The sequence below is a fragment of the Citrobacter meridianamericanus genome (assembly GCF_041320245.1).
Taxonomy (GTDB): domain Bacteria; phylum Pseudomonadota; class Gammaproteobacteria; order Enterobacterales; family Enterobacteriaceae; genus Citrobacter; species Citrobacter meridianamericanus.
The window spans coordinates 1,694,349-1,713,629 of sequence record NZ_CP101036.1; the positions used below are offsets into that span (position 1 = coordinate 1,694,349).

Genomic DNA, 19,281 nt, shown 5'->3' on the forward strand with positions numbered 1-19,281 from the left:
ACAGCTTTCCTTTTAACCAAAGAAATATTTTTGATTCATAACGGCAGTTTGAATAGGCTGGCAGGTTGCATGCACACCATCAACTTTTACGGCAAATGTTTCTGGGTTCACATCAATATGTGGGGTTGCATTATTTCTGATAAGGTCATGTTTGCTAATGCTACGACAGTTATTAACTGCAACCACCTGTCTCTCAAGTCCGGCCTTTTCTTTAACGCCATCCTCAAGGGCGGCCTGCGATACGAAGGTAATGCAAGTATCCTGCAACGTTTTTCCCATGGCACCAAACATTGGACGATAAAAAACGGGCTGAGGAGTAGGCAGAGAAGCGTTAGGATCACCCATTAAAGACCAGTTAATCATTCCCCCTTTAATAATAAGTTTCGGCTTGGCCCCAAAAAATTGAGGTTCCCAGAGTACAAGGTCAGCCATTTTACCCACTTCAACAGAACCAAGAATATGGCTAACACCTTGTGTAATAGCTGGGTTAATCGTAATTTTGGCAACGTATCGTAGAACGCGAAAATTGTCATTGTTCGGATTGTCTTCCGGTAATTTCCCGCGTGCGACTTTCATCGCATGCGCAGTTTGCACCAGGCGCAACCAGTTTTCTCCCACGCGACCCATTGCCTGAGAATCGCTGGAGAACATGGATATAACGCCCATATCATGAAGAATGTTTTCTGCTGCAATCGTCTCAGGACGAACACGGCTTTCTGCAAATGAAACATCGGCAGCAACGTTAGGATTCAGGTTATGGCATACCATAATCATATCGAACAGTTCTGCCTGGCTGTTAATGCCAAACGGTAATGTTGGATTGGTCGAGCTCGGCAGGACGTTTGGTTGGCTTGCGACCTTGATAATATCCGGGGCATGACCACCGCCAGCGCCTTCTGTATGAAAGGTGTGAATTGTCCTTCCTTCAAAGGCTGCAATCGTATTCTCAACATATCCGGCTTCATTGAGGCTGTCAGTGTGTACGGAGACCTGAATATCCATATCATCTGCGGTGCGCAAGGCGTGGCGGAGCGAGTTAGGCGTGGCACCCCAGTCCTCATGCACTTTTAGCCCAACGGCACCGGCAATAATTTGCTCTTCGAGTGGGGCTTTACTGTAGGCATTGCCTTTGCCCAGCAGGCCAATATTGACTGGAATACCTTCCCATGCCCGTAGCATGGCGCGCATATTCTTAGGCCCAGCGGTCACTGTAGTGCCATTAGTGCCATCAGTCGGTCCAATTCCTCCGCCGAAAAAGGTGGTGATACCGTTAGACAATGCGGCATAAGCTTGCTGGGGAGAGATCAGATGAATATGGGAGTCGATACCTGCCGCAGTCAGAATCAAATGCTCACCTGAAATGGCATCGGTACTAAGCCCGACCGTCATCCCTGGCGTGATACCAGACATGATTGCAGGGTTACCGCTTTTACCAATACCCGATATTAATCCATCCTTAATACCAACATCTGCTTTAATAACCCCAAGTTTGGCATCCACTATCGTGACATTGGTAATGACCAGATCGAGAACGCCCTGGTCGCGGGAACACTGATTATTAGCCCCCATACCATCGCGTAACGATTTTCCACCGCCATATACCGCTTCATCACCATAACCACGTAGATCTTGTTCGATTTCAATATATAAATCAGTTTCACCTAAACGAATTTTATCACCGGTCGTTGGACCAAACAGACTGGCATATTCCTTTCTGGATATTGATGGCATAAAAGGTCCTCAGCTAGGATTGTTAGACATTTTGAAACCGGCTTGCCGGGCGTTATCAATGAGTGCTTTTAACTTTATTGGATCGTTGATCACTTCAGCGAGTTGTTTACCGGTCATGTCAACAAGGTTATTAAAACCAAAAATATCGTTATCACCGCTATAGGGAATAAGTTCTATTTCTATCTCATCACCGGGTTCAAAGCGTATCGCTGTTGTGGCAGTAATATTTAAGCGTTTACCCAGTGCGCTTTCACGATCAAACTCCAGTTCTTTATTAACTTCGAAGAAATGGAAGTGTGATCCTACCTGCACCGGCCGATCCCCTGTATTTTTGACACGTACTTTGGTTACAGGTTTTTCTGTATTAAATGAAATAGGGGAGGCATCTAAAAGGTAGCCACCATAGGGTACATTTTCTGTTTCTTTGTTCTGCGACATAGTCTATTTCTCCTGCTCTTAACGAATAGGATCGTGCACGGTTACCAGTCTGCTGCCATCGGTGAAAATAGCTTCAACCTGTATTTGTGGGATAAGGTCAGCGACGCCCTCCATGACGTCATCTTTAGTCAAAACATCTCTAGATTTATTCATGACCGTTTCCAGATCATTTCCTTCTCTGGCACTTTCCATGGCCGTTGACGCAATAATAGAAACGGCTTCCGGATAATTAAGTTTAATTCCTTTTTCTTTCCGACTTTGAGCCACGCTGGCAAGTGAGTAAATCATTATTTTCTCTATTTCTCTGGGGCTAAGTTTCATAAATTACTCCTTACCTGAAGGGGTATAGGCATCTTCGCCAAATGCTGAATAATCAGGAGATTGGCGGGCGTCATTGGTTGAAATTCGTACCGGGGTAAATTTGTTAATTATCCATAAAATCAGAAGGGTAAAAATAAAAGACCATATGCTGGTAATAAGTACAGCGGCGAGTTGTTTTGCAACTTGCAAAATGCCACCACCTTCAAGCAAACCTGAAGGTCCTTTGCTATTCCATGCCTGTGATGCGAAAACACCAAGCAGGATTGAGCCAGTAATTCCTCCCATACCATGTACGCCAAAAACGTCCAACGCATCATCGACATACTTTTTAACGAACAGTGCGCAGTAGTAGCAGACAAAACCGGCAACAACACCAATTAATGCGGCGGATTGAATTGAAACATACCCTGCAGCAGGAGTTATGGTGGCGAGGCCTGCGACGGCTCCTGTCAGGAAGCCAACAAACTTTGGTTTACCGGTATGCATTTTCTCAATGAATAGCCATGTCGCACCGGCAAAAGCAGCAGCAATGTCGGTGGTAACAAACGCAGAGACAGTAATTGTGTTAACCTGTAATTCAGAGCCTGCGTTAAAGCCATACCAGCCAAACCACAGTAACCCCGCACCCAGAGCAATATAAGGAATGTTGTGGCTACCATCAGGCTGAATAACTCGACGCCCGACGTATAAAGCGGAAGCAAGCGCAGCGAAACCTGCTGTCGCGTGGACGACAATACCACCGGCAAAATCAACCACTCCCCATTTAGCCATCACGCCCTGTGGACTCCAGACCATATGCACAAACGGGCAGTAAACGAATAATGTCCAAAGGGTAATAAAAATCAGGTACGCCTTGAATTTCACCCGTCCGACAAATGCGCCAGTGATTAGCGCCGGAGTGATAATGGCAAACATCATTTGGTAAACAAAATGTACCAGGATGGGGATCCCTGCATCATTGCCGGTGAACAGCGTGTTCGCATTGATATTTTGTAAAAACGCATAGTGAAGCGGATTGCCAATAATGCCATTGAGGCTGGGACCGAAGGCCAGGGAATAACCCACAGCAAACCATAATATGGCTACCCAGCTCATAGAGACAAAACTCTGAAACATAATGGTAAGTATGCCTTTACGCTGGACTAAACCACCGTAAAAAAAAGCAAGCCCCGGTGTCATTAACATGACCAGACTGGTGCATAACAGCATAAATGCTGTATTCGCTGGATCCAGTATTTGAAATTGTACAGGTAATATTCCCATATACCCTGTGCCCCTTGCTTAAGGTTTATAAAAAGATGTAACTTGGCTATTTTCCATACGAAAGATAAATTACTACTTAATTTATTAATGGATAATTACTTGTCTTTGAATGAATATAATTTTGATTGTGGGTTGTGTTTACAATATTCAATGACTTGCGGGATGCTGGTAAGGTCTGTTTCATTCAGAGAAACAGAATCACCACCCTTATAAACCGTTTCTTCATTGAGCATCCACCATGCAACTGGAAGCATGGCCTTAGGATTCAGATTGATAAACTCCTGACAGGTCATTTTATCAGGACTGTTGTCTGCCGCATGCGTAACAGGGACGTTTAGCATAAATAAGGATAACAGGGGAGTAAGTGTGATAAGTGCGCGTTTCATATATAACCTCATGGTGTCTTTAATACAATTAATTTACTGAAGCGGGAACTGTTGGGGTACAGTTCTCGCTTCAGTGATATCAATAAAAAAATTACTGGTGTTGGTTTAATTACAGATCTTTTTTGATTTTGTCCCACTCACTGTCAGCTTTTTTCTTAAAATTGGCTTTTTTATCCTGCATACATGCCTGCACCAGTGCAGGGGTCACTGTTTCAACCCCTTTAACATCCAATACCGCGTCTTCTGGTTTGTCCTTTTTATTCAACGCTTCGGCAAAGCCAACCACTGTGGGTTGGAATGTGGTATCTGTGGCAAGAAAATCTTCACACGTCCATTGACTGACGGGTTTGTGATTTTCTGCCGCCTGACCCAGAGCAGGGATCATGAGTAGGGACCCAACGATCATGCTTAATGTTTTATTCATCTAACGTACCTCGTGTATCAATTAATATCTATGGGTGAAAAGTCTGATTGCGACATTAAATATATATCCTGGAACAGCCTGGATGTCATATTTTGAATTGAATGGGGTTTTTAATATGTTCAATATTTTCTTTTGTTATTAGATAGTTGTAAGGCGTTTAAGAAGAAATCATCGGACTATATTATTAATGACGTAGTATTTATTGATGATATTTAGAATAAATTAATGTTGTCAGTAGTACTCTGACTTACAGGAGAAGCAAATGTTAAATGTAACACGAGATATTCTATCTAAGCTTGACGATGATGTGCTGGTCAAACAGCGGCGGTTTCTTAAGTTCTTGGCATGCCTGATGTTCTTGGGTGGGGTGCTTTTTATCCTTTTCCCTTATGTGTCTGGAGGCGTGCTCAGTATCATTGTCGGCGGGATTTTGATGTGCAGTGGTGTAGCGTTAGCAGTGGGTATGTTTAAAAACAGGGTGCATAATTTTTGGCCAGTTGTTTCTGGGGTAGTCGTCAGTATTGCATATTTTTTGATGGGGTATTTTTTTATTACTGCACCCGAATTAGGTGTTTTTGCAATTGCAACTTTTTTGGCATGTTTATTTTGTTTTGGTGGGGTTATCCGACTGACTACCTTTTTTAAGCACAGAAAAGAGAAAAAGGTATGGTTACAGGGAGTTATCGGTATATTGGATCTCTTTATCGCATGGTGTTTTATTACTGCCACTCCACAGGCATCAATTTATATGGTATCAATGGTGACGGGAATTGAACTTATGCTGAGCGGTATTAGTTGCGCATATATTGCTAATCAATTTCGTAAAACCTGAAACTGAGTAGTTAGCTGTTACTATTATCTGGCCACTGGTAGTGGGGTCATTACATAAAAAAACTGCCCTTGCGGGCAGTTAAAATCGGAAGCATACCAAATGTTTTCTCAGGGGATCAGTCTGCACTGATACCGGTATTATCGTAAACACTCTTGCGATATGTTGCAAAACCTCCAGTACGTATTTTTAATAAATAAATCCTAACTAACATTGTTTATTTTCTTATCGCTATTTTTGTAAAAAAGCGATGTACAACAATAAAGAATACGGGAACAAAGAATATCGCCAGGACCGTTGCGGCAATCATTCCGCCCATCACGCCTGTGCCTACTGCGTTTTGTGCGCCTGAACCCGCGCCGTTGCTAATGACTAATGGAAGCACACCAAGAATGAATGCCAAAGAGGTCATCAGAATCGGTCTTAAGCGCATTCTGGCTGCGTCTAATGTCGCTTCAATATCGCTTTTACCCTGTTTTTGCATAATTTCAACGGCAAATTCTACAATCAAAATCGCGTTTTTAGCCGATAACCCAATTGTTGTTAGTAGACCGACCTGAAAATAGACATCGTTGGATAACCCACGCAACCAGGTCGCTGATAAGGCGCCAACAACGCCAAGTGGAACAACCAGCATTACGGCAAAGGGAATTGACCAGCTTTCATAGAGCGCTGCCAGACACAGAAAAACAACGACGATTGAAATAAGGTACAGCATAGGGGCCTGGTCGGTGGATAAACGCTCCTGGTACGACATTCCTGTCCAGTCATATCCGATGCCAGCTGGCAGTTTTTCGATGAGTGAGACCATAAATGCCATGGCATCTCCGGTGCTTTTTCCCGGTGCGGCTTCGCCAAGAATCTCCATTGAAGGAGAGCCGTTATAGCGTTCAAGACGCGGTGAACCATAAGTCCAATCTGTATAGGCAAATGCGCTAAACGGTACCATGTCCCCAGAAGCGTTACGGACATACCAGCTATCAATACTTTCCGGAAGCATGCGATAAGGAATGGCTGCCTGTACGAAGACCTTTTTGACGCGTCCATTATCCAGGAAGTCGTTAACGTAGCTGCTACCAAAAGCGGTTGAGATCGTCTGATTTATATCGTTGAGAGATACGCCCATAGATTCTGCTTTTGCCGCATTGACATGCACCCGAAACATGGGCGTATCTTCCAGTCCATTGGGGCGAACGCCGACCACCTGTTCGGGATGCTGTTTTGCCATACCGAGGAGCTGATTTCTTGCCTGAGTGAGCTTTTGGTGACCCAGATTGGCTTTATCTATAAGTTCCAGATCAAAACCTGAGGCCGTGCCAAGTTCCGGGACGGCGGGTAAATTGAAGGGATAAACAATAGCCTGATTTATTGTAGCCAGACCTCTGGTGGCACGTTGAATGATCGCATTAATACCATCGGCACTTGCCGTGCGTTCAGACCAGGGTTTCAGGCTTACAAAGGCCAACCCGTTGTTCTGACCTTGCCCGCTAAATCCAAAACCGCTGACAGTAAAGACTGATTCCACATTACTTTTTTCTTGTGTCAGGTAATAGTGGCTGACGTCTTCAAGTACTTTATTAGTTTTAACCAGCGTAGCACCCGGCGGCAGTTGGGCCATGGTCAGCAAAACGCCCTGATCCTCCTCAGGTAAAAATGAGGTCGGAATGCGTAGAAACAGTAGCACCATGGCAATAATGATCAGTAAATACAGAATCATATATCGAGAAGTGACTCGCAGAATCTTGCGCGTACTGTCGCTGTAATGCTGGGTAAAACGCTCAAAGTGCTGGTTAAACAGTGTGAAAAAACGAGGTGCAGAATGGGAGGTATCATGATGCGCTGGTTTGAGCAGCGTGGCACATAATGCGGGTGTTAACGATAATGCGGTTAATAAAGAAAGCGCCATGGCGGCGACAATCGTTACTGAGAATTGCCGGTATATCTCTCCGGTAGAGCCGCCGAGTAACGCCATCGGTACAAATACAGCCGACAGGACCAGCACAATCCCCAACAGCGCCCCTTGTATTTGTGACATTGATTTATGCGTAGCTTCTTTGGGGGAAAGGTGTTCCTCTGCAATCACGCGCTCAACATTTTCCACCACCACAATAGCATCATCAACGAGCAGACCAATGGCCAGGACAAGGCCAAACATTGTCAGAGTATTGATGGTAAAGCCAGCAACGGAGAGAACGGCAAATGTGCCTAGTATGACAACCGGGACTGCTATTGTTGGAATAAGTGTTGCCCGAAAATTTTGTAAGAATAAATACATAACAATGAAAACTAAAACAATGGCCTCAACCAGCGTTTTAACGACTTCTTGTATGGATATCTTAATGAAGGGCGTTGTGTCATAGGGATAGACGGTTTTGAGACCTGGCGGGAACCAGGGCGAAAGCCGGGCTATTTCCTCTTTGACTAACTTTGCGGTATCCAGGGCATTGGCACCTGTGGCCAACTTAATCGCTATCCCTGCTGCAGGGTTCCCATTGTATTTTGCTACAGTGCCATAACTTTCAGCACCCAGTTCAATGTGAGCAACGTCGTTCAATGTAACGTGTGAGCCATCTTGTTGAACTTTCAGTAGAATATTTCCAAACTCCTGTGTATTTTGTAATCGGGTCTGGACGATAATTGAAGCATTCAACTGCTGGTTATTTGCCTGCGGTGCGCCGCCTAACTGTCCTCCCGATATTTGATTATTCTGTATTTTGACTTTCTGAATGACATCCTGAGGGACAAGCTGATATTGGTTGAGTTTGACCGGATCAAGCCAAATTCGCATGGCATGCTGTGAACCAAATAGTTGAATGCTGCCCACCCCTGCGATTCTGCTAAGCGGATCTTTGATATTGGACGCAACATAGTCGGCAATATCGTACTGGTTAAGCGCCCCATCCTCTGAAATAAATGCGGCAACCAGTAAAATATTGCTGCTGGCTTTATCAACACTAATGCCTTGCTGTTGTACTTGCTGCGGTAATGACGGCATCGCCAACTGTAATTTATTCTGCACCTGTACCTGAGCGATATCCGGGTTGGTCCCCGACTCGAACGTGAGGGTCAGGGCGGCATTGCCAGAGGCGTCGCTGGTTGAGGACATATACATTAATCCATCCAGACCATTCATATTCTGTTCAATAATCTGCGTCACCGAGTTTTGTACAGTCTGTGCATCGGCTCCTGGGTATGATGCGCTGATAGTTACCGCTGGTGGGGCAATGTTGGGGTATTGAGCAATGGGCAACTGAGTAATAGCAATGACGCCGCTTAACATCATGATAATAGCAAGAACCCAGGCGAAGACCGGGCGCTCAATAAAAAAATTAGCCATAGAAAAAACTCCTGTTACCCGGCCTTACTGAGGTAAAGGGGGATTTGAATCTAAAGGGGAGGGGAGTGCATGAGCTTTAATGCCAGGCCGAATCTGTTGGAGCCCAGAAATAATGACCCTATCGCCAGGGTGCAAACCGGAAGTTACCAGCCACTTATCTCCTATTGCTTTAGTGGCAATAATTTCACGCGACTGGACGATGTTTTCCGGATCAAGAATAAGCGTTGTGGCTTTGCCGCTGGCATTGCGAGTTACCGCTTCTTGTGGAACCAACAATACATTGCGCTGGATACCCTCACTGAGCACAGCAGTAACGTACATGCCAGGTAATAGCGTGTTATCTGGATTAGGAAAAATTGCTCTGAGCGTAACAGACCCCGTTGTTTCATCCACTGTGAGGTCGGAAAACTGTAATTTCCCTGTGTGAGCATATTGCTTACCGTTATCAAGCTCTAATATGGCCGTTGCCTGGCCCTGGCTTTGCTCTATTATGCCTTGCTCCATATCTGTTTTTAGCCGGAGAAAATCATTGGCGGACTGGGTAACATCCACGTATATAGGATCAAGACGTTGAACTGTGACCAGTGCTTGCCCCTGATTGGCGGTGACAAGTGCGCCGATGGTGACAGTTGATTTGCCGCTTAATCCACTCAGCGGCGAGGTGACGCTGGCATAGTTCAGGTTGATTCTGGCACTTTCAACCGCCGCTTTCGCCACTTGCAGGTTTGCCTGCGCTTCCTTCGCGTTAGTCTGGGCCTCGTCGTAGTCTTGTTGGCTGACATAATGTGATTTAAGCAGTGACGTAAAACGATTCAACGTTAAGCGGCTGTTATCTGCTGCTGATTGAGCCTTAGCCAGACTTCCCTTCGCCCGATCCAGTTCTACCAGTAAAGGGGCAGGGTCAATCTGGTACAGCGGTTCTCCGGCATTAACCGTGCTGCCTTCTTTAAACTGACGGCTGAGAATAATCCCCCCAACCTGCGGACGTATCTCAGCAACTTCATAAGGTACAATTCGCCCGGGTAATTTACTGGTGATATTCACGGATTCTTCTTTAAGCGTAATAATACCGACATCCGGTATTACGGTATGTGGCGGGGCATTCTTACTATCATCACACCCCACAACGAATAGAATATTAACCAGGCCAATTACCGCAAATTTTCTTTTTATCTGCATTATATCCCTCACATATACGTTACGAAGGTTTACGGTTCATCGGTACCAATAGGTAATAAATGACGCAATTAAGAAGCCGGTATACACGGCGAGTAAGGAGAACAGCACGTGAACCGCAATTTCAGTACCGGCCCAAATGTAATCTTCATTTTGCAAATGCGAAAATACCTCCTCTGAAAAAGTAGAGAATGTCGATAAACCACCACATAGCCCTGTGGTGACCATCAGCTTCACTGCCGGAGAAAATGATGTTAGTCGGGTAAAAAAAACTGTAGCAAATCCAATAATAAATCCGGCAATTATATTTGAAACGAGCGTTCCGGGGGGTAATAAAGGGAATAGTGCATTCAATCGCTGGGAAATGCCCCAACGTAAAGCACTGCCGACACCACCACCAACCATAATGGCAATTAAAGATGCGAGCATAAAACCTTCTTTTCTAATGGATGTTTTTGAATGTCAATCACTTGTATGCTAAAAATAAGGTGATATCTTCAGGGTAACAAGATCGCTTATTCTTCTAAGTTTTAGCTTGAGCATGATATTAAATTTTTGAATGCGCATTGTTTGCTCTGAAATGTTCAGGGACTGAGTGATTTCATGTATGTTATGTTGGTTAATTATGGAGTTGACAAGTTTAAGTTGGTTGTGCGAGAGTGCCACGTTAGGTTTTTGATATGAAATTTTTTCATCTATGATGAGGGAGAGTAAATTTAATATCTGCTCTTTTCTGCTTACGAACAGTAAAGGCGACTGGCTTTTTAATTTGCTAATGTGAAAGGGAGCCAGGATGATGATCCTTTCAACATTGATGTCATTGAGTAGCTTGACCGTAGTTTCATCAATAATATTATTATGATAAGTGTCAATAATGATTTTTACATCGTGATCCAGATCATTAAAGTTAATGTCTGAAAGTTGATTGATTTTGATGGTTTTTTCCTTTTCCTGTAGGTTAAAAACACCCTGGAAAAGGAAAAAATCCTTTGTGATAATGAAAATCATAAAAATGCTCCTTTGGTGCAGATGTCTAGTTATAATGTTTGTAGAAAACAGAGTTTTAACATTGGTGATCGAGTTTGATGTGTAGGGGTAATTATCCCGTGTTATGCTTAGATAATAATATAAACATAATCTATTTTTATGATTTATCCAGAGATGTACCTATATAATAATCCTAAGTAAAATTCTTAATCCTGAAAAATATATAGTTTTTTGTTTTTAGTATAAGAATAATCCTGGTGTTACAAATACTCCTTAGGTATTACTATGAGATATTATGTTTTATCTTATCCAGGATTAATTTATATAAGAGTAACTTGTTGTGTATCTGCCAGAGTATTAGGATTACTATGTCACTTGTATTGGTGACAAACTCGAGACTCCTTTACAGACTTTTGCTGGCGATGGATTCGCCAGCTTTTTTTATTCATCTTTAACAAGATAATTAATGGATGATTACTGATAATGCCCGGAAACGTGGGCCATCCAGGCATTGAATGGAGACGAGGTTATGAAGGGGGAGGTACCGAAACTTAAGGAGATAGCGTCTTTTCCACTTGCAGCGGCGGATCGTACCATCCCCAGCCAGGATACATCATACCATTCCAGTCGGCAGGCCAAACGGGTCCAATACCGTAATCAAAACCCGGTGCTGGCATAATACGTGTTTCTTCCTGCCATACCTGATACCCAAGAATATTCATTGTAACAAATGGGTAACTGGAATTACCGACCCGACCAGAACGGCTCCCGGTCAGGTTACCCAAAACGGTAACATAGTGATTGCGGAAATTAACAGGGTCGAGAAAAGTTGAACTCCGGGCTAATAATCGTCCTTGATATGGTGTCCCGATTTCTGGTTTCGCATTATAATTAAGCGGTAGTACCGCTATTTCGAGCAACGTTTCATGCGGTTGGTTAACGACATTGATAACCAGTCCACCCAGTCGCGCTTGCTGTCCTACATAGAGATTGGGAGTTTGCTTCAGTTTTAGAAAATCTTTCTGCAGGTCTGGTTGGCCATTACCTTTAATTGATGAAGGAATGGAGGTACAGCCTGATAGCAAGAGTGTCATCGCGCAGAAGGCGATATACGTCAGTTTTCCAGAGATATAAATTCTGGGCATATTATCTCCTTAAATATATTCAACCAAAAACAATAATTACATGCAATTACTTGACTCTCCTGTTTAGGGAGGGTCAAGTAATCATGGCGGTGCAAATTGGTAATGACTTATTTCTATTATGGTTTATTTATAAATATCAGCATTGATCGTTTTGTGTTCCGATTGCCCTTCAATTGAGGTAATTACATAGTATTTGCCACCCTTTTCATCCACCTTTTTGCTGAGCCCGTCATCTGTCATTGTAAAGCCGTCTTCAGTTACGCTAAGTTCTCCTATTTTTGTATATTTGCTGGCTTGCTCTGGTGAGATTTGTTCAGCGGCATATGCTGAAAATGCTAATGCTGAACCTAACAGTGCAATAATACTGAGTTTTTTCATAAGTTTATTCTCTTATAGATTAGTGATAAGCAATAATTATGTTAGATAACTTATTTTTTAATTCAATATAAATGTTGTTCGGATTTGCCAATAGTAATTCATTATGCTAATAATTAGTTGATTTGAATGTATTTTTCTCTTGTTGAATATTTAATATAATAATCTTAATGCAGAATGATAATAGCACTTTGCAAAGTGTATTGTGTATTGCATCAATTAAATTACTGCTCTTTTGATCATTGGTTAAGGGAACACGAGATAAACCGGATGTCTGTGCCTGTATCGAAAGGATAACCGCGCAACAAGAATAAAATAATAATCTATATTACACTCAATGCTGATATATAATTTTGCATTATCCACATAAATCAAACATTAATTCTGATCAATATAGTCCAATAGAGGTATGTTAGTGAATATTAGGCCTAAAAACAATCACTTGCCTCATAGGGGATTTTAAAGAGAGGCTGTTTGATGCCGATAACCATGATGAAAATATGGTTAATGGAGGGATGTGACATGTGGTGGGTTTATCGAATGCCGATGAAAATGAAGTTAATTATCGCGCTACAACCACTGTTATTGGCGTTATGTTGGTTTGCAGGTTCGGGAATATTGGCGCGTATAGAAACAGAACGACAGATGGAGAATATTGCCCAGCTAACAGCGCTTGCACGAAGTGCTGGAAATGTGGTGCATGAATTGCAAAAAGAACGCGGAATGAGCGTCGGATTTCTGGGGGCTAGAGGGAAGACGTTTAAAGATGAATTAAACGTACAGCGGGCTTTAACCGATCGCGAGATCGAGGTCTTTGTGCGTACACTGTCCGATACTGCTTTGCCTGAAGGGGATGTCGCTGCTTCTGTTGCCACGTTTAAGAAAAACATTCTATCCCTTGCCACTGTCCGGGAAAACGTCACGCAATTAGGTCTTCCGGCATCCGATGTGGTTGCGTTTTATACTAATGTCATTGCTGATGTGTTGAGTTTTGTGGGCCGACTGGGGCAGTTGACGGATTCAGGCGAGATGGCGAACGCATTTGCCGCCTACTACAACTTGCTGAATTTAAAAGAACAAGCAGGTATTGAACGCGCGTTGTTGTCAAATATCTTTTCTTCCGGTCATTTTGCCGTAGGGCAGTTACATCAACTCAGTGATGTCGTCAGTAAACAGAATGTCTGGTTGGCACAATCGTTACGCCTGAGCACACCTGAACAGGCGGCCATGTTGCAAAGCCGCCTGCAGTCACCAGAAGCGTCAAAAGCGCTCTCATTGCGCGAAACCGCGTTTAACCATGCAGTGAACGGTGGATTTGATGTCGATCCTACCGTCTGGTTTAAGGTACAAACCCAGCGTATTGAAGTGATGCGGCAGATAGAAAATGTCACGGCGAATCTTCTGTTGGCGAATGCGGAAAAACTTGCACAGGACGCACGAAAAAACTGGCAAACGTATATGATTGTCAGCATGTTAGCATTACTGACATCACTGACGTTCGCTGGGGCAATCGCAATCAATATGCATCGTCAATTCAGTGAAACGCTACGCAAGATTGCGGGCATGAACGGCGATCTGACTCAACGACTTTCGACCCCGGGGAAAGATGAGCTTTCGTCACTTAATCGCGCCTACAACACGATGCTGGAAAGTATTCAGCATATAGTCCAGGAGATTAAACAAGGCTCCGTAGTTTTGTCTGATGCCAGCAGCAGTATTACGGCCGGTAATCAGGATCTTGCCCAACGTACAGATGAACAGGCTGCATCAATCGTACAGGCTGTAGCCAGCATGGAACAACTATCTACCTCGATAACGCAAACGGCGGATAATGCCCGGGAAGCAGAGCATCTGACAGTCAGGTTGGAAAAAGAGGTTCGGCAGGCCAGTTACGTCGCCAGCGCGGCAAATCAAAGTATGGGAGATATTCGCGCTTCCAGTGAGAAAATCTCGAATATTGTGACGTCAATTGACGATATTTCGTTTCAGACTAACTTGCTGGCGCTGAATGCCGCAGTGGAAGCTGCTCGCGCAGGAGAGATGGGGAGGGGATTTGCGGTCGTGGCCAGTGAGGTGCGGAATCTTTCGCAGCGTTGCGCCAAAGAAGCTAACCAGATCCGCGAGCTCGTTGCGCAAAATATGGTCAAAATCAGTGAGGGCGTTGAGCGGGTTACGGCATCTGCTACCGCACTGGAAGCTGCTGCAGACAATACCACCAGTATGAAGCAATATATTGCGGATATTGCTCGCGTGGCGACGGAACAGTCGCAAGGAGTATCCCAGATAAACCTGGCATTACGGCCTATGGAGCAGGTCACGCAGCAAAACGCGGCGTTGGTTTCTCAGGCCGCGAGCGACAGCCAGCGTCTGGACAATCTGTCGGTGACTATGAAGGATTTAGTTAACCGTTTTGTGGTTTGACATGACACCGTTTAACCGACCCAGACAACATCCCGGGCCGGTTAAATCTCACAATCTTATTGTGAGCTTCATACTGTTAACGTTGGCCCAGAACAACTTTTCGCCGAGCATATAATGTGACTGCTGACAGCTGAAAATCCAAATATCCTGTCATTCGTTTTCGGGATTTGAGTTCTTTCATCGTAATACCACTAATATGGCCTTCATCTATCAGTTTCTTTATCTCCGCGGTGCTGAGTAAAAGCTGGCGCTTCAAGATCGATAGCACACTAATCTGAAAAGAGTGGGAAAGTCTGATGGTTACGGTGACTTTCTGGCCGGTTTTGATGCTGACCTGCCACTGTTCCTGAATACGAAAATCAGGTTTACCTGCAAGTTCAGCCTTGTTACGGCTCAGGGTCGCTTTATCATTGGCAAAATAGTGAACCGTACTGGCATCGTTGGTGATAAATCGATGAAACAATGAATCTTGCGAGATTACCAGTGTGGCAGCCTTTAAGTATATGAGTTCAATCAATATTCATTATGTTGTCACGGTTGAAGTCACTGCGGATGCCGGGCACTCTGGTGACTTCTACCAGCAGGCTTCCGGTTGCATTCTGTCGCTGGTAAAGTGAGCAACCCTTACCGATATTTGACCAGAAAGGAATTCCGTGTGACCGAACGTATTGATTATCAGACTGAAAAGTACAGCTTTACTGAGGCTGCTGAGAGTTCTCGTCTTACCGGTCAGTGGGCTGATGTTATTGCTGAATGTCGGGAAATGAAGGCAGGTTCGGAAGAGCGTCTGCGTATTGCTTTATTGAATGTGGACTATGTGACCAGCTTTGAGCTGCCCTTTCGCTTGTTGCTACTCCGCACCCCACAACTGATCGCCAGCGTGCGTGATGAGCTACAGCTTAGCCAGAAAAACGTCCTCTTTAACGGCAAACGCTTTGGCTGCGTATACAGTCTGAAAGCGAGCCTTGGCGGAATACCGGATGAATTCCAATACCGTCTCTCGCATCGTATCCGGCGCATTGATCCCACAGGCTTAAACGAAGCGCCGTATCAGCAGATTGCTAAAGTAGTGAAAGCACCGCGTGAACGTCTGAAGCTGGCGCTGGAATCGGGTCTAGATGTCACTGCTCTGGATGGACTCTTCTGGTTTGGCAGCCAACGTATTGCTGCTGATGTACTGAGGCTAAGAAAAGCAGGGATGCGGATAGCTACAGGACAGAAGAGTGTGTCCGATAACCTGACTGCAACCGTGAGAAACGTGCCGTTTTATCGCCTGGCTAATTAATGAATGAACATGAGCGACTTGTCTGACAGACCCTTTCCAGGGGGGGCTGCAGAGTACTTAGGTATAGACATTAAAAGTTATGGCTCATCTCAAAAGCATATTAACTATATGATAAATAATGATATTAACGTATGCAGGCTATGAGTGCCATTGTGATCTGAGGGCAAAATTGCCTTGCTTTACTGGATCTACGCTCTACTGCTAACCCTGCGATGACGCACCGTTTTACTTTTTGGACATAGTAATAGGCGATGTCGTAATTCATCAAACCGTCCCACCCTGATGTTGGTTGGCTACACGCTATGTAAGAGTCGAGGTGTGCGAACAGGCGACATCTATAGTGTACTGAGTCCGCTATCAACTCAAACCTTGCAGGGATCTCTGCAATTTTCTCTAGCTTGTAACAATTTTTTCCTTAATTTTAAGTATCTCATCGGATGACCTGGATGAAATCCCACTTCATTGAACGGCCATGCTGTTTGAAATTGTCTGAAAAAAGTCAAAGTTAAGACATTAACGAAATGTATGCGATTGCTAATACATAAGTTTGATTAATTAATCCTAAGCGTAATATCGGCTTTGTTGAATAAATCAGATTTCGGCTAAGTCTCCCCCGTAGCGGGTTGTGTTTTCAGGCAATACGCACGCTTTCAGGCATACCTGCTTTCGTCATTTTGTTCAGCGCTCGTACCAGGGCCATAGCCTCCGCAACCTGACCATCGTAGTCACGCAGCGTCAGTGAACCCCCGAACAGCTGTTTTACCCGGTACATCGCCGTTTCCGCTATCGAGCGACGGTTGTAATCTGTTGTCCATTTCCACCGCGTATTACTCCCGGTCATTCGCTGATTAGCCACTGCACGGTTACGGTCTGCATATTCACCGGGCCAGTAACCCGCACCTTTTCGGGGCGGGATAAGCGCGCTGATTTTCTTACGCCGCAGTTCATCGTGACATAGCCGGGTATCGTAAGCGCCATCGGCGGCGGCTGACCTGATTTTCCGGTGGGTTTGCCGGATTAACCCGGGGAAGGCCTCTGAGTCCGTAACGTTGTTCAGCGACAGGTCAGCGCAGATGATTTCATGTGTTTTACTGTCAACGGCGAGATGCAGCTTACGCCAGATACGGCGGCGTTCCTGGCCATGCTTTTTGACTTTCCACTCGCCTTCACCGAAGACCTTCAGCCCGGTGGAATCAATTACCAGGTGTGCGATTTCACCCCGGGTGGGCGTTTTGAAACTGACATTAACCGACTTTGCCCGCCTGCTGACACAGCTGTAATCCGGGCAGCGTAGCGGAACGTTCATCAGAGAAAAAATGGAATCAATAAAGCCCTGCGCAGCCCGCAGGGTCAGCCTGAATACGCGTTTAATGACCAGCACAGTAGTGATGGCAAGGTCAGAATAGCGCTGAGGTCTGCCTCGTGAAGAAGGTGTTGCTGACTCATACCAGGCCTGAATAGCTTCATCATCCAGCCAGAAAGTTATGGAGCCACGGTTGATGAGGGCTTTATTGTAGGTGGGCCAGTTGGTGATTTTGAACTTTTGCTTTGCCACGGAACGGTCTGCGTTGTCGGGAAGATACGTGATCTGATCCTTCAACTCAGCAAAAGTTCGATTTATTCAACAAAGCCCGTAATATCTTAAGCTTCGATTTACAGGAGGGGGAAGTACATAATTTAACTTGCTGTAATAATGGTTTTTTATTTATTTTATATAAATTATATAAAAATTGTAATTATTATTCTTAATTACATGAATTGTATGGCTTTTGACAAAAAACAAAAAAATAGAAACATCACTTATTTAAAGTTTTGTATTTGAGTGTATGACTAATGTTTTGTAGTATTGATTAGTTTTCAAGATCTTATCGATCGATTTTATTGATTTTTACCCATTAAGTATTTGTTTAAGAATATTTGTAACAAAGAACTGGCCTGTCAGTATTTTTGTACATGACAACAGGAGGTTGCCTGGGATGTGTGCTGAGAAAACATCAAAAGCTCTGCAACGTGCAATTGTTTATTCCACGGAGTGGGCAAAAACAATCGCATTGAAATATTTGTGCGGGCATTCTGCTTGCGGAAAAGAAATTTATGTAGAGACTACAGGAGATCTTAGAACTTTATTTTCTTGTTTAAGTACGAAAAGCACTGAAGTTCCCGATATTATTGTTCTGGATATCCCTGCCAGGGATTATGTCGGTCTGCTATGCCATATTCGTCGCTTGCATCCGGCATTGCCGGTGGTTATCACACAGTCACGAATATTATTCTCTGACCGGGCGGTAGCCTCTTGGTTTGGCAATATTTGGCTACGTGAATACGACAGCCTATTGGCCGGATATCCGGGGGCGTTGATCGGTTCTTGCATGACAGATCTGCAATTTGCGGGCACATATAGCTCCGCGGCCTGTTCGACAGAATGTCCGGGACGAATGAGTGATGCAATACTCCTTAATCACGTGGAACGATGGTTGTGCGGGCGTCTGACAGAAAGAATTGGTTCAGGGCTCTGCGCGCAGGTTGCGACTGAATGGTTGTCACGAGGGATCTCCGCACAAGAGGTGGGGAAGCGTCTGAACCGCAGCGACAAATTGGTATATCACTATCGCAGTCGGATTATACAAGAACTGAGAATTTCCGGTCATCCGCGGGACTTTATCGCCTCATTATCTTTGAAAGAGGGGCCGGTACCTTCAGACCGCCCGATGACATGCCAGATGAGAGTTGTCGCGTAGTCACCAGTAATTCATCAAAGAATGGGAAGCAGGGTTAGAAGATTATGGGGATGCTGATGCGTAATGAATATTATCAGAGGCGTTATTCCATTCCAGGTAATTTACAGCCAGGGATGGTGGATATTCGTCATTTGCGATTGCTGATGGTGTTGTGCAGCATCAGTAATCCACGAATGGTGCTGGCGCTGGAAGAAGTACTGGTTAATGGGCTGTCGCGGCGGGAAGCATGTGAACGCAACGGTGTATCTCAGAGTCATTTGTCGGTGAAATACCGCAGGCTGCAGGACGTAAACCAGATTGTGTTACGAATTTACCCGTATGTACAGGATGAACTCGAATGCAGTTCGGGATAACAGGACAGAAGTCATTAATTTGATAGGGATGGCTGTATTAAAACTGTTAGTAAAGTTAAATTTTTATTTAGC

Annotated in this window: 18 protein-coding genes and 1 pseudogene; 5 read left to right on the forward strand and 14 right to left on the reverse strand. The window is 44.4% G+C overall.

The window, feature by feature from the left end:
• Nucleotides 1-12: 12 nt before the first annotated feature.
• The 6 genes from NMD08_RS08050 to hdeA form a co-directional block, all read right to left on the reverse strand.
• Nucleotides 13-1,731 (reverse strand): urease subunit alpha, encoded by a 1,719-nt coding sequence (locus NMD08_RS08050; protein ID WP_370619934.1) that lies wholly within the window; start codon nt 1,729-1,731, stop codon nt 13-15.
• A gap of 9 nt (nt 1,732-1,740) precedes the next feature.
• On the reverse strand, nt 1,741-2,169 hold the full coding sequence (locus tag NMD08_RS08055) for an urease subunit beta (RefSeq protein WP_151224796.1): 429 nt from the start codon (nt 2,167-2,169) through the stop codon (nt 1,741-1,743).
• 18 nt (nt 2,170-2,187) lie between these two features.
• Nucleotides 2,188-2,490: an urease subunit gamma gene (locus NMD08_RS08060; protein ID WP_003845045.1), complete on the reverse strand. Its 303-nt coding sequence runs from the start codon at nt 2,488-2,490 to the stop codon at nt 2,188-2,190.
• 3 nt (nt 2,491-2,493) lie between these two features.
• The gene (locus tag NMD08_RS08065; protein ID WP_151217531.1) at nt 2,494-3,753 is read right to left on the reverse strand and encodes an ammonium transporter; all 1,260 of its coding nucleotides are present in this window, start codon (nt 3,751-3,753) and stop codon (nt 2,494-2,496) included.
• Nucleotides 3,754-3,848: 95 nt separating this feature from the next.
• On the reverse strand, nt 3,849-4,139 hold the full coding sequence (gene hdeB / locus NMD08_RS08070; protein WP_370619936.1) for an acid-activated periplasmic chaperone HdeB: 291 nt from the start codon (nt 4,137-4,139) through the stop codon (nt 3,849-3,851).
• 109 nt (nt 4,140-4,248) lie between these two features.
• Nucleotides 4,249-4,563 (reverse strand): acid-activated periplasmic chaperone HdeA, encoded by a 315-nt coding sequence (hdeA, locus tag NMD08_RS08075; protein WP_057102354.1) that lies wholly within the window; start codon nt 4,561-4,563, stop codon nt 4,249-4,251.
• Between the two features lie 262 nt (nt 4,564-4,825).
• Between hdeA and NMD08_RS08080 the strand changes: the two genes are divergently transcribed.
• The gene (locus NMD08_RS08080) at nt 4,826-5,395 is read left to right on the forward strand and encodes an HdeD family acid-resistance protein (protein ID WP_187253498.1); all 570 of its coding nucleotides are present in this window, start codon (nt 4,826-4,828) and stop codon (nt 5,393-5,395) included.
• A gap of 214 nt (nt 5,396-5,609) precedes the next feature.
• On the opposite strand, the gene NMD08_RS08085 is transcribed toward NMD08_RS08080, so the two are convergent.
• The 6 genes from NMD08_RS08085 to NMD08_RS08110 form a co-directional block, all read right to left on the reverse strand.
• Complete coding sequence (locus NMD08_RS08085; RefSeq protein ID WP_210904514.1) at nt 5,610-8,729, reverse strand: efflux RND transporter permease subunit; 3,120 nt, start codon at nt 8,727-8,729, stop codon at nt 5,610-5,612.
• A 24-nt stretch (nt 8,730-8,753) separates the two neighbouring features.
• Nucleotides 8,754-9,908, reverse strand: a complete 1,155-nt coding sequence (locus NMD08_RS08090; RefSeq protein ID WP_370619938.1) for an efflux RND transporter periplasmic adaptor subunit — start codon at nt 9,906-9,908, stop codon at nt 8,754-8,756.
• 36 nt (nt 9,909-9,944) lie between these two features.
• Complete coding sequence (gene crcB / locus NMD08_RS08095) at nt 9,945-10,334, reverse strand: fluoride efflux transporter CrcB (protein ID WP_088903225.1); 390 nt, start codon at nt 10,332-10,334, stop codon at nt 9,945-9,947.
• 48 nt (nt 10,335-10,382) lie between these two features.
• A complete protein-coding gene (locus NMD08_RS08100) occupies nt 10,383-10,913 on the reverse strand; it encodes a LuxR family transcriptional regulator (RefSeq protein ID WP_187253495.1) in 531 nt (176 codons plus the stop codon).
• A gap of 530 nt (nt 10,914-11,443) precedes the next feature.
• Complete coding sequence (locus NMD08_RS08105) at nt 11,444-12,037, reverse strand: Slp family lipoprotein (RefSeq protein WP_151217523.1); 594 nt, start codon at nt 12,035-12,037, stop codon at nt 11,444-11,446.
• Between the two features lie 123 nt (nt 12,038-12,160).
• Nucleotides 12,161-12,415 (reverse strand): DUF1471 domain-containing protein, encoded by a 255-nt coding sequence (locus NMD08_RS08110; protein WP_151217521.1) that lies wholly within the window; start codon nt 12,413-12,415, stop codon nt 12,161-12,163.
• Nucleotides 12,416-12,934: 519 nt separating this feature from the next.
• On the opposite strand from NMD08_RS08110, the gene NMD08_RS08115 reads away from it, so the two are divergent.
• Nucleotides 12,935-14,833: a methyl-accepting chemotaxis protein gene (locus NMD08_RS08115; RefSeq protein WP_278237765.1), complete on the forward strand. Its 1,899-nt coding sequence runs from the start codon at nt 12,935-12,937 to the stop codon at nt 14,831-14,833.
• A 76-nt stretch (nt 14,834-14,909) separates the two neighbouring features.
• Here NMD08_RS08115 and NMD08_RS08120 read toward each other — a convergent pair.
• Nucleotides 14,910-15,296 (reverse strand): annotated as a pseudogene (locus tag NMD08_RS08120) (DUF1062 domain-containing protein); the annotation flags it as partial.
• A 192-nt stretch (nt 15,297-15,488) separates the two neighbouring features.
• Between NMD08_RS08120 and NMD08_RS08125 the strand changes: the two are divergent.
• Nucleotides 15,489-16,118, forward strand: a complete 630-nt coding sequence (locus tag NMD08_RS08125) for a DNA-binding protein (RefSeq protein ID WP_286544153.1) — start codon at nt 15,489-15,491, stop codon at nt 16,116-16,118.
• A 631-nt stretch (nt 16,119-16,749) separates the two neighbouring features.
• Here NMD08_RS08125 and NMD08_RS08130 read toward each other — a convergent pair.
• Nucleotides 16,750-17,718 (reverse strand): IS5-like element IS903B family transposase, encoded by a 969-nt coding sequence (locus tag NMD08_RS08130; protein WP_268956767.1) that lies wholly within the window; start codon nt 17,716-17,718, stop codon nt 16,750-16,752.
• Between the two features lie 376 nt (nt 17,719-18,094).
• Between NMD08_RS08130 and NMD08_RS08135 the strand changes: the two genes are divergently transcribed.
• Nucleotides 18,095-18,856 (forward strand): hypothetical protein, encoded by a 762-nt coding sequence (locus NMD08_RS08135; protein ID WP_370619942.1) that lies wholly within the window; start codon nt 18,095-18,097, stop codon nt 18,854-18,856.
• A 56-nt stretch (nt 18,857-18,912) separates the two neighbouring features.
• The gene (locus NMD08_RS08140; RefSeq protein ID WP_187253491.1) at nt 18,913-19,209 is read left to right on the forward strand and encodes a PapB/FocB family fimbrial expression transcriptional regulator; all 297 of its coding nucleotides are present in this window, start codon (nt 18,913-18,915) and stop codon (nt 19,207-19,209) included.
• Nucleotides 19,210-19,281: the final 72 nt, after the last annotated feature.